General features: G+C 73.8%; 11 protein-coding genes. 2 read left to right on the top strand and 9 right to left on the bottom strand.

Annotated features, from left to right (window positions below):
* Window positions 1-74: 74 nt before the first annotated feature.
* From DEJ43_RS26835 to DEJ43_RS26805, 7 genes are all read right to left on the bottom strand, one after another.
* Entirely contained in the window at window positions 75-1,382 is a 1,308-nt protein-coding gene (locus DEJ43_RS26835; protein WP_015036531.1) for a M50 family metallopeptidase, read from the bottom strand.
* Entirely contained in the window at window positions 1,379-2,638 is a 1,260-nt protein-coding gene (gene dxr / locus DEJ43_RS26830; protein ID WP_015036530.1) for a 1-deoxy-D-xylulose-5-phosphate reductoisomerase, read from the bottom strand. The genes DEJ43_RS26835 and dxr overlap by 4 nt, the downstream gene beginning before the upstream one ends.
* Window positions 2,639-2,672: 34 nt before the next feature.
* Entirely contained in the window at window positions 2,673-3,908 is a 1,236-nt protein-coding gene (gene aroA, locus DEJ43_RS26825) for a 3-phosphoshikimate 1-carboxyvinyltransferase (protein ID WP_015036529.1), read from the bottom strand.
* A 234-nt stretch (window positions 3,909-4,142) separates the two neighbouring features.
* Window positions 4,143-4,784 (bottom strand): PE-PGRS family protein, encoded by a 642-nt coding sequence (locus DEJ43_RS26820; RefSeq protein WP_069202173.1) that lies wholly within the window; start codon window positions 4,782-4,784, stop codon window positions 4,143-4,145.
* 120 nt (window positions 4,785-4,904) lie between these two features.
* On the bottom strand, window positions 4,905-6,827 hold the full coding sequence (locus tag DEJ43_RS26815; RefSeq protein WP_015036527.1) for an acyl-CoA dehydrogenase family protein: 1,923 nt from the start codon (window positions 6,825-6,827) through the stop codon (window positions 4,905-4,907).
* Between the two features lie 206 nt (window positions 6,828-7,033).
* Window positions 7,034-8,479 (bottom strand): aldehyde dehydrogenase family protein, encoded by a 1,446-nt coding sequence (locus DEJ43_RS26810; protein ID WP_015036526.1) that lies wholly within the window; start codon window positions 8,477-8,479, stop codon window positions 7,034-7,036.
* Between the two features lie 153 nt (window positions 8,480-8,632).
* Window positions 8,633-9,628 (bottom strand): EamA family transporter, encoded by a 996-nt coding sequence (locus tag DEJ43_RS26805; RefSeq protein ID WP_078508747.1) that lies wholly within the window; start codon window positions 9,626-9,628, stop codon window positions 8,633-8,635.
* A 108-nt stretch (window positions 9,629-9,736) separates the two neighbouring features.
* On the opposite strand from DEJ43_RS26805, the gene DEJ43_RS26800 reads away from it, so the two are divergent.
* Window positions 9,737-9,961, top strand: coding sequence for a hypothetical protein (locus DEJ43_RS26800; RefSeq protein ID WP_015036524.1), 225 nt, complete (start codon window positions 9,737-9,739; stop codon window positions 9,959-9,961).
* 100 nt (window positions 9,962-10,061) lie between these two features.
* Here DEJ43_RS26800 and DEJ43_RS26795 read toward each other — a convergent pair whose 3' ends face one another.
* Entirely contained in the window at window positions 10,062-11,615 is a 1,554-nt protein-coding gene (locus tag DEJ43_RS26795) for a PucR family transcriptional regulator (protein WP_015036523.1), read from the bottom strand.
* A 134-nt stretch (window positions 11,616-11,749) separates the two neighbouring features.
* Window positions 11,750-14,221 carry an ATP/GTP-binding protein gene (locus DEJ43_RS26790; RefSeq protein ID WP_071891522.1) on the bottom strand — a complete coding sequence of 824 codons (2,472 nt, stop codon included), beginning with the start codon at window positions 14,219-14,221 and terminating at the stop codon, window positions 11,750-11,752.
* Window positions 14,222-14,502: 281 nt separating this feature from the next.
* Here DEJ43_RS26790 and gabT point away from each other — a divergent pair, with 281 nt between their 5' ends.
* Window positions 14,503-15,837, top strand: coding sequence for a 4-aminobutyrate--2-oxoglutarate transaminase (gene gabT, locus DEJ43_RS26785; protein ID WP_015036521.1), 1,335 nt, complete (start codon window positions 14,503-14,505; stop codon window positions 15,835-15,837).
* Window positions 15,838-15,843: the final 6 nt, after the last annotated feature.

The raw sequence follows: 15,843 nt of genomic DNA, 5'->3' as shown, positions 1-15,843 counted from the left end.
GCGGGCTCAGGGTTCCGAGGTTACCGCCCCGGGGGCGGGAGGCCGGACACCACCAGGTCCGGCCTCCCCGCGGGCTACGTGATCCGCACCGGGTTGACGAGGTCGGCGGCGAGGACGAGCAGGGTGAAGCAGACGAACACGCCGGCCACCACGTACGCGGCGGGCATCAGCTTCGCCACGTCGAAGGGGCCCGGGTCGGGGCGCTTGAAGATCCGGGCCGTGTGACGGCGGACGGACTCCCACAGGGCGCCCGCGATGTGACCGCCGTCGAGCGGCAGCAGCGGGAGCATGTTGAACAGGAACAGCGAGACGTTGAACCCGACGAGCAGGTTCATGAACATCACGAGGATCGTCGTCGGCGGAGCCTCGACGTTCATCAGTTCACCGGTGATGCGGGCGGCGCCGACGACGCCGACCGGCGAGTCGTCCGCGCGCTCCCCGTCGCCGAAGGTGGCGTCCCAGAGTCCGGGGATCTTGCCCGGGAGGGCGATGACCGAGTGGACGCCGTTCTCCAGGAGGTCGCCCATCCGGTCGGTGGTCTCACCGAAGGTGAGGGGCGCGACCTCGGTCTTGGAGGCGAAGCCGAGGTAGCCGGCGGCGACGTACTTCGCCGGCTGGACGACCTTGCCGTCCTCGTCCTTCGCCAGCACCTTGTTGGGGACGAGGGTGGGGTGCAGGTCGATGCGCTGTCCGGCGCGCTCGACGGTGACCGTCGCGGGGCCGATGGTGTCGCGGATGCGGTCGGAGAGGGTGTCCCAGTCGTTCACGGGCGTGCCGTTGAAGGCGACGATCCTGTCGCCGTCCTTCAGGCCCGCCTTGAACGCCGGGGAGACCGGGTCGCCGGCCGCGCACTTGTCGCGCTTCTCGTCCTGCTCGATCACGCACTTCTGGACGCCCGCGACCTGTGTCGTCTGGCCCTCGATGCCCAGGGTCATCATCGAGCCGAAGAACAGCACGACGGCCAGGACCAGGTTCATGAACGGTCCGGCGAACATCACGATCACGCGCTTCCACGGCTTGCGCGTGTAGAAGAGCCGGGTCTCGTCGCCGGGCTTGAGCTCCTCGTACGAGGCCTCCCGGGCGTCCTCGATCATCGAGCGCCACGGCGAGGTCGAGCGGGCCTCGATCTTGCCGTCCTCGCCCGGCGGGAACATGCCGATCATGCGGATGTAGCCGCCGGCCGGGATGGCCTTGATGCCGTACTCGGTCTCGCCGCGCTTCCTCGACCAGATCGTGGGGCCGAAGCCGACCATGTACTGGGGCACGCGGATGCCGAAGAGCTTGGCCGTGGAGAGGTGGCCGAGCTCGTGCCAGGCGATGGAGACGAGCAGCCCGAGCGCGAACAGCACGATGCCCAGGGCGTACAGGAGCAATTCGGTCATGCGCGGGCCTCCGCTGTTGCCTTCGCTGCGAGCTCACGGGCCCGGGCGCGCGCCCAGGTCTCCGCTTCGAGGACGTCCGGCACGGTGAGTGAGGTTCCCGAGGCGGGAACGCCGTGCTCCGCGACGACCGCTGTGACCGTATCCATGATTCCGTTGAAGGGCAGCCTTCCGGCGAGAAACGCCTCGACGCACTCCTCGTTCGCCGCGTTGAAGACGGCGGGGGCGGTGCCGCCGAGGCCGCCGACGTGCCGGGCGAGCCCGACCGACGGGAACGCCTCGGTGTCGAGCGGGAAGAACTCCCAGGTGGAGGCCTTGGTCCAGTCGAAGGCGGGGGCCGCGTCCGGGACCCGCTCGGGCCAGCCGATGCCGATGGCGATCGGGCCGCGCATGTCCGGCGGGGTGGCCTGGGCGAGCGTGGAGCCGTCCGTGAACTCCACCATCGAGTGGACGTACGACTGCGGGTGGACGACGACCTCGATGCGGTCGAAGGGGATGTCGTAGAGCAGGTGCGCCTCGATGACCTCCAGGCCCTTGTTGACCAGGGTGGCGCTGTTCACCGTGATCACCGGGCCCATCGCCCAGGTCGGGTGGGCGAGCGCGTCCTCGCGGGTGACATGGGCGAGCTCCTCGCGCGTACGGCCGCGGAAGGGGCCGCCGGAGGCGGTGACGACCAGCTTGCGGACGTCGGCGCGGGTGCCGGCGGCGAGCGCCTGGAAGAGGGCGGCGTGCTCGGAGTCGACCGGGATGATCTGGCCGGGCTTGGCGAGCGCCTTCACCAGCGGGCCGCCGACGATCAGCGACTCCTTGTTGGCGAGGGCGAGCGTGCGGCCCGCTTCGAGGGCGGCCAGGGTCGGCGCGAGGCCGATGGAGCCGGTGATGCCGTTGAGCACCGTGTGGCACGGCGAGGCGGCGAGCTGGGTGGCGGCGTCGGGGCCCGCCAGGAGCTCGGGCAGCGGCTCGGAGCCGTACAGCGCCTTCAGCGCCTCCCGCAGCTCGGGAAGCACCTCCTCGCGGGCCACGGCGACCGCGGCGACCTTCAGCCGGTGCGCCTGCTCGGCGAGCAGCGCGACCCGGCCGCCCGAGGCGGCCAGGGCGGTGACGCGGAAGCGGTCGGGATTGCGCAGCACCAGGTCGATGGCCTGGGTTCCGATGGACCCGGTCGAGCCGAGGACGACGATGTCCCGGCGTCCTGCGTCTCCATCCACGGGGGAGAAGACGCTGCGCGGGTCGGCGAGAGGAGAGGGGCGGTCGCTCATGCCCCCCATTCTTGCCCGAAACGCCGTGGGGTCTTCACGGGGTGTGGACGAACGCGTCGAAGACCCGGTGGAAGTCGGGGAACGTCTTCTTCACACAGCCCGGGTCGTCGAAGGTGATCCCGGGCGTGCGCAGGGCGGTGACCGCGAAGGACATCACGATCCTGTGGTCGCCGTGGGTGGCGATCTCGGCCGGTCCGGTGGGGGTGCCGGGGTGGATCTCGATCCAGTCGGGGCCGGTCTCGACGGTGATGCCCAGGCGGCGCAGGTTCTCGGCGCAGGCGTCGAGCCGGTCGCACTCCTTGACCCGGGTGTTGGCGACGTCCTCGATGCGGACCGGGCCGTCGGCGAAGGGGGCGATCGCGGCGAGGGTCGGCATGGTGTCCGAGATGTCCCGCATGTTGACCGTGAGGCCGCGCAGGGTGCCGGTGGAGCGGACGGTGGTGCCGGCGTCGGTGATCTCGACGTCGGCGCCCATGCGGCGCAGCACGTCGACGAAGCCGAGGTCGCCCTGGAGGGCGCCGGTCCCCAGGCCGGGGACGGTGACGGAGCGGCCGGGTTCGAGGGCGGCGGCCGCGAAGAAGTAGCTGGCGGTGGAGGCGTCGGGTTCGATGCCGTACGTCCGGGCGCGGTAACCGGTGGGCGCGACCCGGTAGGTCCGCCCCTCCTGGGTGACCTCGGCGCCGAAGGACCGCATCATCGCGAGGGTGATCTCCACGTACGGCTCCGAGACCAGGTCCGTGACGGTGATGTCGAGGCCCTCGGCGGTGAGCGGGCCCAGCATCAGCAGGGCCGTCAGGTACTGGGAGGACTGCCCGGCGTCGAGGGTGAGCGCGCCGCCCTTCACGCCGTGGGCGTGCACGTCGAGGGGGTGGTGGCCGTCCTTCCCGCCGTGCCGCAGGTCGACGCCGAGGGTGCGCAGGGCGGTGCTGAGCGGGCCGAGGGGGCGGCGCCTCATCTGGGGGGAGGCGTCGAAGCGGTAGGTGCCGTGGCCCGCGGCGACGAGGGTGGGCAGGAACCGGGCGGTGGTGGCGCCGTCGCGGCAGTAGACGTCGGCGGTGTCCGCGCCGGGGCCCGCGGGGCGGCCCTCGATGTGCCAGGCGTCGCTCTCGCGGCGGACGGCGTAGCCGAGCGAACCGAGCCCCTCGGCGAAGCCCTCGGTGTCGTCGGAGACGAGCGGCCGCAGGAGGGTGGTGGTGCCCTGGGCCGCGGCGGCGAGGAAGAGCGCGCGGGCGGTGACGGACTTGGAGCCGGGGATGTCGATGACGGTCACGGCCCCATGGTGCCGGGATTCACCCTCCGGACGACCGGCCGTTCCGCATGGCGGAACGACGGGTCCCAGGACGGGGGGCACGACGGTGGGGGTGTACGGGGGGTGGGCCGGGCTGCCGGGGGGTACGCCGCCCACGCGGGCGGGCGGTGGGCCGGGCTGCTGGGGGGCTGCGCCCGGCGCGTCGGCGCCCGTACGGCTCCCCGGGGGCGCGCCCCCGGCGTCGTTACGGTTCCGCTACTGGGGGCCGCCCTCGACCGGCGGGCCCAGTTGGATCTCGGCCCAGTGGGCCGGGGCGTTCTCGGGGGCCTGGACGCACAGGTAGAGGCGGCAGGTCGAGCCGTCGTCGCTCAGGGCGGCGAGCTGGCCGAGGCGGCCCGCCGCGGGCAGCCGGACGGTGACGTCCGGGTCGTCGGCGAGCAGCGGCGTGAGCTCGATCTGCGCGCCGTTCCCCGAGCTGAAGACCCCGCCCACGTCCGTGACGGACTGCGCCCGCAGGCCGGCGTCGGTCCGGCTCGACGCCAGGACGCCGGGGCCGTCCTTGCTCTCCCCGACGACCCCCGCGCCGGTCGCCCTGGCCACTCCGTAGACGCCCTCACTGAAGAGCGTCTCGCCCCGCACCCCGGTCTCGCCGCGCCCGTGCACACCGCACAGGGACCCGCTGCCGATCACGCCGATCTCACCGAATCCGGCCACTCCCGGCGAGTGCGCGGACTGGTCCCCGACGCCGAGCACCCCCGCGCGGGCCGACTGTTCCCTGGCCGGGTCCCGGGGGGCGGGCCGGGCGTACCCGGCGACCCCGGTCACCCCCAGCCCGATCACTGTCGTGCCGTCCTCGGGGGCCGGGGCCGCTCCGGCCGTCGCGTCGGTGTCCGCCATCGTGGGTCTCTTTCCTGGTCTCCCGGTTCCCGTGGAACTGCCCCGCCCACGCTAGGAGCGGCCCCGGACCGCGACCACCGGGGCTGCTCCAAGCGGCCGAGCAGAGCCCGCCGGACCGGGTCAGGGCACCCGGCGGTGGACGTCCTCCCCCGTCGCGGGCCCCGGCGTGGCGTCCGCGATCCACGGACCCTCGTCGCTCGGGTCGACGATGCCCTGCTCCAGCCAGGTGTACCGGCCGGCCAGCACCCCGTCCGCGACCCGCCGGTCGACGTCGTCCGTGTTCGACCAGAGCCGTCCGAACAGCTCCTCGGTCCGCAGCCGGGCCTGCCGGCAGAAGGCGTCGGCGAGCTGGTGCGCCTCGGCCCCGTGGTCGCCGGTGTCCCGCAGGTGCTCGGCCCGTACGCACGCCGCACTCATCGCGAAGAGCTCCGCGCCGATGTCGACGATCCGGCCGAGGAACGCCTGCTTGAGCTCCATCCGCCCCTGCCAGCGGGACATCGCGTAGAAGGTGGAGCGGGCGAGCTTGCGGGAGGTCCGCTCGACGTACCGGAGGTGCCCGGCGAGGGCGCCGAACTCCGCGTACGAGCCCGGGAGCTGCCCGGGGCCGGTGACGAGTCCCGGCAGCCAGCGGGCGTAGAAGCCACCGGCGCGTGCCCCCGCCTTCGCCTTGTCGGCGAGCGACGCGCCGGGGTCGATGAGGTCCCCGGCGACGGAGAGGTGGGCGTCGACGGCCTCGCGGGCGATCAGCAGGTGCATGATCTCGGTCGAGCCCTCGAAGATCCGGTTGATCCGGAGGTCGCGCAGGAGCTGCTCGGCGGGGACGGCCCGTTCGCCGCGGGCGGCGAGCGAGTCGGCGGTCTCGTAGCCCCGGCCGCCCCGGATCTGGACGAGTTCGTCGGCGATGAGCCAGGCCATCTCGGAGCCGTACAGCTTGGCGAGGGCGGCCTCGATGCGGATGTCGTTGCGGTCCTCGTCGGCCATCTGGGAGGCGAGGTCGACGACCGCCTCCAGGGCGAAGGTGGTGGCCGCGATGAAGGAGATCTTGGTGCCGACGGCCTCGTGCCGACCGACCGGACCGCCCCACTGCTCTCGGACGCCCGCCCATTCGCGGGCGATCCTCAGGCACCACTTCCCGGCGCCCGCGCAGGCGGCGGGGAGCGAGAGGCGGCCGGTGTTGAGGGTGGTGAGGGCGATCTTGAGCCCGGCGCCCTCGGGTCCGATGCGGTTCGCGGCGGGGACCCGGACGCCGTGGAAGCGGGTGACGCCGTTCTCCAGGCCGCGCAGGCCCATGAAGGCGTTGCGGTGCTCGACGGTGATGCCGGGCGAGTCGGCCTCGACGACGAAGGCGGTGATGCCTCCGGGGTGCCCGTCCGACGCGGGCACCCGGGCCATGACGACGAGGAGGTCGGCGATGACGCCGTTGGTGGTCCAGAGCTTCACCCCGTCGAGGACGTACGAGTCCCCGTCCGGTACGGCGCTGGTGGCGAGCCGCGCCGGGTCGGAGCCGACGTCGGGCTCGGTGAGCAGGAACGCCGAGATGTCCGTACGGGCGAGCCGGGGCAGGAAGGCGTCCTTCTGCTCCTGGGTGCCGAACAGTTTCAGCGGCTGCGGTACGCCGATCGACTGATGCGCGGAGAGCAGCGCCCCGACGGCGGGGCTGGCGGAGCCGACGAGGGCGAGGGCACGGTTGTAGTACAGCTGGGTGAGGCCGAGGCCGCCGTACTTCCGGTCGATCTTCATGCCGAGCGCGCCGAGCTCCTTGAGCCCGGTGATCGTCTCGTCGGGGACGCGGGCCTCGCGCTCGATGCGGGCGCCGTCGATCCGGGTCTCGCAGAACTCGCGGAGGGCGGCGAGGAAGGCCTCGCCGCGCCGGACGTCCTCGTCGGCGGGGAGCGGGTGGGGATGGACGAGGTCGAGCCGGAACCTGCCGAGGAAGAGTTCCTTGGCGAAGCTGGGCTTGTGCCAGTCCCGCTCACGGGCTGCCTCGGCGGTCTGCCGGGCCTCGTGAGCGGTGACCTTGGGGCGCTGGGTGGGCGCGGACATGGACACCTCCTCGGTCTCTCTGTCCGTCGTACCCGATTTCCCCGGGTCCGGACAGGCGAAAGTCCGACGGGTGGGGCGGGTACGGCGGAAGTCCGACCGATGAGACCGGCGAGGGGCGCGTACGGCGAAAGGCGGCCCGAACCCCCGCACAGTGGGTTCGGACCGCCTGGTCTCGCGGAGCCGCGCGTCCTAGAGGGCGAGGCCCGTCAGAGCGCGAGGCCCGTCAGGACGAGGACGCGCTCGTAGGTGTAGTCGTCCATCGCGTACTTGACGCCCTCGCGGCCGACGCCGGAGCGCTTGGCACCGCCGTACGGCATCTGGTCGGCGCGGTACGAGGGGACGTCACCGACGATCACGCCGCCGACCTCGAGGGCACGGTGGGCGCGGAAGGCGGCCTGGAGGTCGTGGGTGAAGACACCGGCCTGGAGGCCGAAGTCCGAGTCGTTGACCGCGGCGAAGGCCTCGGCCTCGCCGTCGACCACGGCGATCGTCAGGACCGGGCCGAAGACCTCGGAGCGGGCCAGGGTGACGTCGGCCGGGAGCTCGGTGAGCACGGTCGGGGCGTAGGTCGCGCCCTCGCGCTTGCCGCCCACGAGGAGCTTGGCGCCGGCGGCGACGGCCTCGTCCACCCAGGACTCGACGCGCTGCGCGGCGGCCTCGTCGACCAGCGGGCCGACGTCGGTGGCGGCGTCGGACGGGTCACCGGTGACCTGCGCCTCGACGGCGGCGACGATCTTCGGCAGCAGGCGGTCGTGGACGGAGGAGTCGACGATCACGCGCTGGACGGAGATGCAGGACTGGCCGCCCTGGTAGTTGGAGAAGGTGGCGATGCGGCTGGCCGCCCAGTCCAGGTCCTCCTCGGAGGACCAGTCGGGGAGGACGACGGCCGCGGCGTTGCCGCCGAGCTCCAGGGTGCAGTGCTTGTGCGGCACCGACTGCTGGATGGCGTAGCCGACCTTGTCCGAACCGGTGAAGGAGATGACGGGGAGGCGCTCGTCCTGGACGAGGGCGGGCATCCGGTCGTTCGGCACGGTGAGGATCGACCAGGAGCCGGCCGGCAGGTCGGTCTCGGCCAGGAGCTCGCCCAGGATCAGGGAGGAGATCGGGGTCGACGGGGCCGGCTTGAGGATGATGGGGGCGCCGACGGCGATGGCCGGGGCGACCTTGTGGGCGCTGAGGTTCAGCGGGAAGTTGAACGGCGCGATGCCGAGGACGACACCCTTGGGGATGCGGCGGGTCAGCGCGAGGCGGCCCGCGCCGCCGGCCTCGGTGTCCAGGCGCTGGGCCTCGCCGGCGTTCCAGCGGCGGGCCTCCTCGGCGGCGAAACGGAAGACGGAGACGGCACGGCCGACCTCGCCGCGGGCCCACTTGATGGGCTTGCCGTTCTCGGCGGAGATCACCAGGGCGATCTCCTCGGTGCGCTCGGCGAGCCGCTTCGACACGTGGTCGAGGGCGGCGGCGCGGACGTGCGCGGGGGTCGCGGCGAACTCGTCGACGACGGCGTGCGCGGCGGCGACGGCCTCTTCGACCTGGGCCTCGGTGGGCACGCTGACCTTGCCGACCAGACGTCCGTCGAAGGAGTTCGTGACGTCGAAGGTGGCCTCGCCGGTGGCCTCGCGGCCGGCGAGCCAGAAGGCGTGGGTGGTCGTCATTGCGTCCCGGCCCTTTCCGTTTCGGGGGGTGCGAGCGATTGCTCTCGTGACACGTTAGGGCCGGGGCGGGGGGCGTGGGCTTGTCCGGTGTGGAGTGATGGGCCGGGACCTCTGTCCGAATTGGCCGAACGGCTTTCGGCCACCCCCTGTCCGTCAGCCGCGCCGTTCGGTCGAGACGATGAGACAGACGCCGCCGACGACGATCGCGCCGCCGAGGACGATGGGCCACGACAGTGCCTCACCGAGGACGAGGGCGCCGAGGGCGACGGCCACGACGGGGTTCACGTACGCGTAGGTGGCGACGAGCGACAGCGGCGCCGCCTGGAGCAGCCACGCGTACGCGGTGAAGGCGATCAGCGAGCCGAAGACGACGAGGTAGGCGAGGGCGGCCCAGGAACGGCCCGAGATCGCGGTCAGGTCCAGGCCGTGCTGCTCACCCCGGAAGAGGCCGACGGCGAGACCCGCGAGACCGCCCGCGATCATCTCGTACGCGCTGGCCGTGAAGGGGTTGCCCGGCATCGGGAGGCGCGAGGAGGAGAACGAGCCGACGGACCACAGCAGGGTCGCGACCACGACGAGGACCACCCCGCCGGCCTTCACGTCACCGCTGATCCCCGGCAGGGTGAGCACCGCGAGCCCGACGAGCCCGAGCAGCACCCCGGCGAGACCGCCGGCGGTCGGCCGCTGCCCCGTGGCGGCCTTGAGGATCACGACCCAGGCCGGGACGACGGAGATGAGCAGGGCGGCGAGGCCGGAGGGTATGCCGGTCTCGGCGAGGACGACGAGGCCGTTGCCGCCGAGGATCAGGAGCAGGCCGATGAGGACGGCCGAGCCGAGCTGGCGTCGGGTGACCTTGAGGGCGGCGGGGCCCTGGCGCCAGGCGATGATCCCGGTGAGGAGCAGGCCGGCGGTGACGAAGCGGGCGCCCGCGGAGAGGAAGGGCGGCATCGTCTCGACGGCGATCCGGATGCCGAGGTAGGTCGATCCCCACACGACGTACACGATGCCGAGCGCGGCCCACACGGCGCCGGTGATCCGGCGGGCGGGGACCGCCGGGGCGGCGGGGCCGGTGGGGCCGGGTGCTGCGGTACGGAGCTCGGCGGCGGCCGGGGACGCCTCGGGGGCCGGGTCGACGGCGGGGCTTGTCATGAGCAGGAGACTAGGGAATCGGGGCCCGAATGGCCAAGAGATTGCCCGTATTCGGGCAGGTAGGAGGGGGTACGGGGGCGCCTGTAGGCCACCACCGGGGATGACACGATGTCCGCACCGACCGAACTGGGGGACCACATGATTCTGCTCGCCTTGACCGGCGTCCTCGTACTCGCCGTCGGAGGCTGCGCCTGCGTGGTCTGGGCCGCACGCGGCGGCCCCCGCTGGGTCCACGCGGTGGCGACGGTCACCCTCGCGGCCGGGCAGCTGGTCCGGAGCGGGAACCGCCGCCGCGGGATCACGTCGAGCGGGGACGACGGCGGCGGGGAGTAGAAGGCCGGCGGGCGACGGGGCGACGGGCTGCCGGGCGCACGGAGGGGGCCGGGCGCGCCGGGGCTGTGCGGCCCCGCTCCCCTGCTCGTCCCCTTACGCCTTACCCCGTCCCCTCCCCCGTCGCCTTCAGCGCGAGCCACAGCTCCATCCGTACGTCCGGGTCGTCGAGCGAGCGGCCGAGGATCTCCTCCACCCGCCGCATCCGGTAGCGCAGGGTGTGCCGGTGGACGCCCAGGTCGGTCGCGGCCGCGTCCCACTGGCCGTGCCGGGAGAGCCAGGCCCGCAGGGAGACGACCAGGTCGCCGCGGCCGGTCGCGTCATGGTCCCGCAGGGCCCGGAGCATCCCGTCGGCGAACGCGCGGACGGCGTCGTCCGCGAGGAGCGGCAGGACCGAGCCCGCCGCCAGGTCCTCGTGCTCGACGAGCGCCTTCCCGCGCCGCCGGGCCACCGAGAGCGCCTGCTCGGCCTGCTTGTACGCCGCCGCCGCCACGATCGGCCCGGCCGGCGCGGAGAGCCCGATGACCACGCCGGCGTCCTCCGCGTCCCGTTCCGCGTACCCCTCGCAGGCGGCGACGACCGCGCCCCCGTCACCGGCGAGGACGACGAGCCGCTGGTCGCTCTCGGGGACGGTGAGCACCGCCTCGCCGGCCCGGGCGGCCGCCGCCTCCAGGGCCTCGGCGAGCACCGGCAGCGGGGGTTCGGCGGCCGGGTCGGCCCCGGCGGGTTCGGCGACCAGCAGCCGGAAGGGGGCGTCGAGCAGCCCGCCGTACACGTCACCGGCAACCGCGCGCGCGTGGTCCGGCTGGCCCGCGAGCATCATCTTCAGCACGGCCGCGCCGAGCCGGTGCTCGGCGGCCTGGAGCGAACGGGAACGTTCCGTCGTGAGGGTGAGGAGCGCGATCGCCGAGTGCACGGCGTACCGCTCGGCCGTGCCCAGCGGCGCGCCCGTGCCGACGGCGAGGGCGCCCCGCACCCGCCGCCCGGTGCCGAGCGACTGGAGCTCGACGCGGTCGTCCGTACCGCCGACGACGGCGCTGGCGGGCGCGGGCCGGTCGCGCAGCCGCTCGACGTCCGGGGTGAGACGGGCGGCCCGGCGGGCCGCCCAGTCGGGCGAGACGGCGACGACCGTGCCAGAGGTGTCGTAGAGCGCGGCCCAGCCGTCGACGTGGGCCGCGAGCCGGGCGACGACGGCCTCGGGGCCCTCGGCGAGCGCGGCCCGGGTCAGCTCGCGCTGGGCCTCGAAGCCGGCCGTGACGGCCCGGTACTGGTCGGCGGAGATGGCGGCGGAGACGGCCTTGCTGATGGCGAGGAACGGCGTCCTGCGGGGTACTTCGAGGAGCGGGAGGTGCTCCTCGCGGGCCGCGTCGAGGAGGGCGGGCGGGATCTCCTCGTAGTTGACGCCCACGGCGAAACCGAGCCCGACGACGCCCGCGCCGAGCAGCCGCCGGACGTACCGGCGCATCGCCTCCAGGTCCTCGGCGTCGAGGGTGAGCGCGGTGGTGAGGAGGAGCTCACCGCCCTCCATGTACGGGACGGGGTCGGCGAGCTCGCTGACGTGCGCCCAGCGGACGGGGGTGTCGAGGCGGTCCTCACCGGCGCGGACGATGAGCTTCAGCGAGGAGTGCTGGACGAGCGAGGCGAGGGTGGGCGGCATCGGGAACCGTCGGACCTTTGAGCGAGGGGGCGCCGCTCAGCCGAGCGGCGCCCCCGATTGTGCCAGGACGGGTCCGGGGGCGCTCAGCCGAGCGCGGCCGGGGGAGGTGACGAGTGTGCGGTTGACGGGGGGGCTCAGCCGCGGAGGTCGACGAGCAGGGGCGGGGTGTGCTCGCCGCGCACATGGGTGAGGGAGAGCACGGCGTGCCCCGGCGGCACGGCGTGCGCGAGATCGGACGCCGACCACCGCTGCCGCTCCACCTCCCGCACGGTGACGGCCTCGGTGGTCACGGCCTTGCCCGTCACGAGCTTGCGCAGGGCGTGGAAGGCCCGGGTCATCGGCTGGTCGGCGAAGACGGTGTGGTGGGCGACCTCGGTGGTCTCCACCCGTTCGGTGCCCCAGGCCTCGGCGAAGGCCCGCCCGTCCCAGGTGGGCAGCCCGGCGAACGCCATCCGGCAGCCGACCACCGCGAGCAGCGGCCCGTGGAGCGTCTCCTGCACCTCCGCGAGCGTGCGCAGGGCGAGGACGACGGCCGCCTTCTGCGGACGCAGCCGCTGGAGCGCCCGTACGGTCCCGGGGGTGAGCGCCCCGGCCGCGTCGTCGAGCACCAGGAAGGCGAGGTGGCCCCGCCCGGCACGGTCCCGGGTGACGGACTGGAACTGGGCCAGGAGCAGTCGGCTCAGGAGCCGTGCGGCCTCCTCGTGGCCGCCTTCCGGGAGGCTGATCCGCACCCGCATCGGGTGCTGTGCGACGGCTGCCAGGGAGAACGGCCGCACCTCGCGCCCCCCGCCGAAGAACTCGGCGAACGCGGGCCGGTCGAGGGCCGCCAGCCGGTCCGCGAGCACCGGCCCGAGGTCGGTCGCGGTGCCGACCTGGCGCATGCGGGAGTCCAGCTCGCGCCGCATGGCCTGGGCGCCGTCGGCGGGCAGCCGGGCGAGGAGCGACCGGAGCGTCTCGGAGCGGGCTTCGAGCAGCTCGCGCAGGACGGGGACGGTCGGGAAGCGGCCGTACGCGGTCCGGTAGGGGCCGATGAGCTGGGCGAGGACGGTGGCGGCGCGCCGGGGCTCGACGCCTTCCAGGTCGCCGACGAGCCCCTCGGCGAGGAAGGCGGCGGCCTCGTCCGGGTCGGTCGCCCCGGCGTACAGGTCGAGGTCGTAGCGGGAGGCGGGGTCGCCGAGCCGGACGACGACGTCGTACGCCTCGTCGGCGCCGAGCGGGGCGGACGCGGCGCCGACGGCGACGACGGCGCAGCCGCCGGTGAGCGCCTGGAGGGTGAGCGCCTCGACGACGGGGGCGACGAGGGAGCGGGTCTTGCCCGCTCCGGAGGGGCCGACGGCGAGGAGCGAGGTGCCGAGGAGTCCGGGGTCGAGGGCGAGACCGGCGCCGTGGTACGCGTGCGGGGTGCGTTCGGCGGGCGCGTACCGGCCGATCCGGACCTGCTCCAGGAGGAGGTCGTGGGTGGCGGAGCGGTGGGGCAGGTCGCGGTCGCCCGACGGGTGGGCGCCCGTGGCGGCGCCCTCCTCGACCAGCGACCTGACGAGGGCGGCGCGGCGCCCGGCGTCCCGGTCGGTGTCCCGCCAGGCGCGGTGGACGCGGGCGCAGTCGACGTCGTTCATCCGGCCGGCGGCCAGGTCGCCGACGAGCCGCTCGGCGGCGCGGTGCTGGCCCGCTTCGCGCAGCTGGGGCCACTGGGAGCGGGGGACGCCGGGTGCGGCGTCGGGCGCCGGGCCGGTCGGGCCGGCGGCCGACTTCGCGCGCCGGGCGCGGTGGAGGCCGGCCCAGTCGCCGACGCGGGCGAAGGGCCATACGACGAGCGCGGTGATCAGGGCGTACAGCGGATAGACGAGGAAGGGGGACTCGAGGACGTCGTAGCCGCCGCCGACGAGGGAGACGAGCGAGAGCACCGGCGAGGCGACGGGCAGCGGGTCCCAGCCGAGTCCGAAGGCCTCCGGCCAGACGAAGGCCAGGGCGATGAGGGCGCCGGCGCCCGCGAGCGCGCCCCGGACCGCCGGTCGGAACCGGCCCAGGTAGTGGCGGACGATCCTGCCCCAGGAGCCGAGCGCGGCGATCGCGCAGACGAGGCCGACGAAGACGACACCGCCGAAGACGTCGTGGGCCGCGATCCCGTGCCAGTCCCGTGGCGCGGTGGTGCCGTGGTACCACCAGTCGCCCGGGGTGAGGGTCTGGAGCACGGCGTACATGTACGGGAGGGTGCCGCGCCGGTAGGCCGACCAGATGAGCAGCCCGACGGCCACGGGGATCAGCATCCCGGCGATGGTCGCGGGTGCCAGGCGCGCGGGCGCGGCGGGCGGCGGCGGCACGTGCCGGAACCGCCAGATGCCGACGCCGGCCTTGGGCCGGGGGGCGTCGAGCCAGTCGACGACGGGCGGCCGGCCGCCGGGGGCCCCGGCCGGGCGGGGCGGGACGGCGGGGGCCGGCCCGCCCGTCGTCGGGCCGGCGGCCGGCGGGCCCGCGGGGCGGGGTACCGCGGCCGGTCGCGGGGGCGGTGACGCGGGGGGAGGTGAAGCGGGCGGCGGTGACGTGGGAGGTGGTGGTGCCGCACCGCCGAACGGGTCGCGCGACTCGTACGTGCCGTCGGTCTCCATGAACCCCTGCCCCCTGACCAGCCAGGTCGCCGTCTCTGTGCCACCGTCAATCTAGTGGGCCGGGGGCGCCCCGGAGGGGTTTCACCCACCCGTGTGCCCGGGGGGCCTGGTGGTGGGGGCGGAGGCGCGGTCCGGCGGGGTGGAACCGGAACCGCCATGTCCATCCCGGACAACGACACACCCCCCATCACTCCCGATCGGCGCATGCCCCCGCCCCTCCCCCGCGCCTAGCCTGCGGAGGAAACCCGCAAGTGCGTCCAGAACATCCCCAGGAGCCCCGCATGAACGCTGTCCCGCAGGAGCGGCGCATCGTCACCGCCATCCCCGGTCCGAAGTCGCAGGAGCTTCAGGCCCGCCGTCTCGACACGGTCGCCGGTGGTGTCGGCTCGACGCTGCCCGTCTTCACCAAGCGGGCCGGTGGCGGCATCATCGAGGACGTCGACGGCAACCGTCTGATCGACTTCGGTTCCGGCATCGCCGTGACCTCGGTCGGCGCCTCCGCGGAGGCCGTCGTGCGCCGCGCGTCCGCGCAGCTCCAGGACTTCACCCACACCTGTTTCATGGTGACGCCGTACGAGGGTTACGTGGAGGTCTGTGAGGCGCTCGCCGAGCTGACCCCGGGCGACCACGCCAAGAAGTCCGCGCTGTTCAACTCCGGCGCCGAGGCCGTCGAGAACGCGGTCAAGATCGCCCGTTCGTACACCAAGCGCCAGGCCGTCGTCGTCTTCGACCACGGCTACCACGGCCGTACGAACCTGACGATGGCGCTGACGTCGAAGAACATGCCGTACAAGCAGGGCTTCGGGCCGTTCGCGCCCGAGGTCTACCGGGTGCCGGTGGCCTACGGCTACCGCTGGCCGACCGGGGCCGAGAACTGCGGCCCCGAGGCCGCCGCGCAGGCGATCGACAACATCACCAAGCAGATCGGCGCCGACAACGTCGCCGCGATCATCATCGAGCCGGTCCTCGGCGAGGGCGGCTTCATCGAGCCGGCCAAGGGCTTCCTGCCGGCGATCGTGAAGTTCGCCAACGACAACGGCATCGTCTTCGTCGCCGACGAGATCCAGGCCGGTTTCTGCCGTACGGGCCAGTGGTTCGCGTGTGAGGACGAGGGCATCGTCCCGGACCTCATCACCACCGCCAAGGGCATCGCGGGCGGTCTGCCGCTCGCCGCCGTCACCGGCCGCGCCGAGATCATGGACTCCGTCCACGGCGGCGGTCTCGGCGGCACCTACGGCGGCAACCCGGTGGCCTGCGCCGGTGCGCTGGGTGCCATCGAGACGATGAAGGAGCTGGACCTCAACGGCAAGGCCAAGCGCATCGAGGAGGTCATGAAGACCCGCCTCACGGCCATGCAGGAGAAGTTCCCGGTCATCGGTGACATCCGCGGCCGCGGCGCCATGATCGCCATCGAGCTGGTGAAGGACCCGGCGACCAAGGAGCCGTTCGCGGAGGCCGCGGGCGCCCTGGCGAAGGCCTGCCACAACGAGGGCCTGCTGGTCCTGACCTGTGGCACCTACGGCAACGTGCTGCGCTTCCTGCCGCCGCTGGTGATCGGCGAGGACCTGCTGAACGAGGGTCTCGACATCCTCGAGAACGCGTTCGCCCAGATCTGACACTCC

The sequence above is a fragment of the Streptomyces venezuelae ATCC 10712 genome (genome assembly GCF_008639165.1).
Classification (GTDB): Bacteria; Actinomycetota; Actinomycetes; order Streptomycetales; family Streptomycetaceae; genus Streptomyces; species Streptomyces venezuelae.
This window is presented reverse-complemented; position numbering and strand designations above follow the sequence as displayed.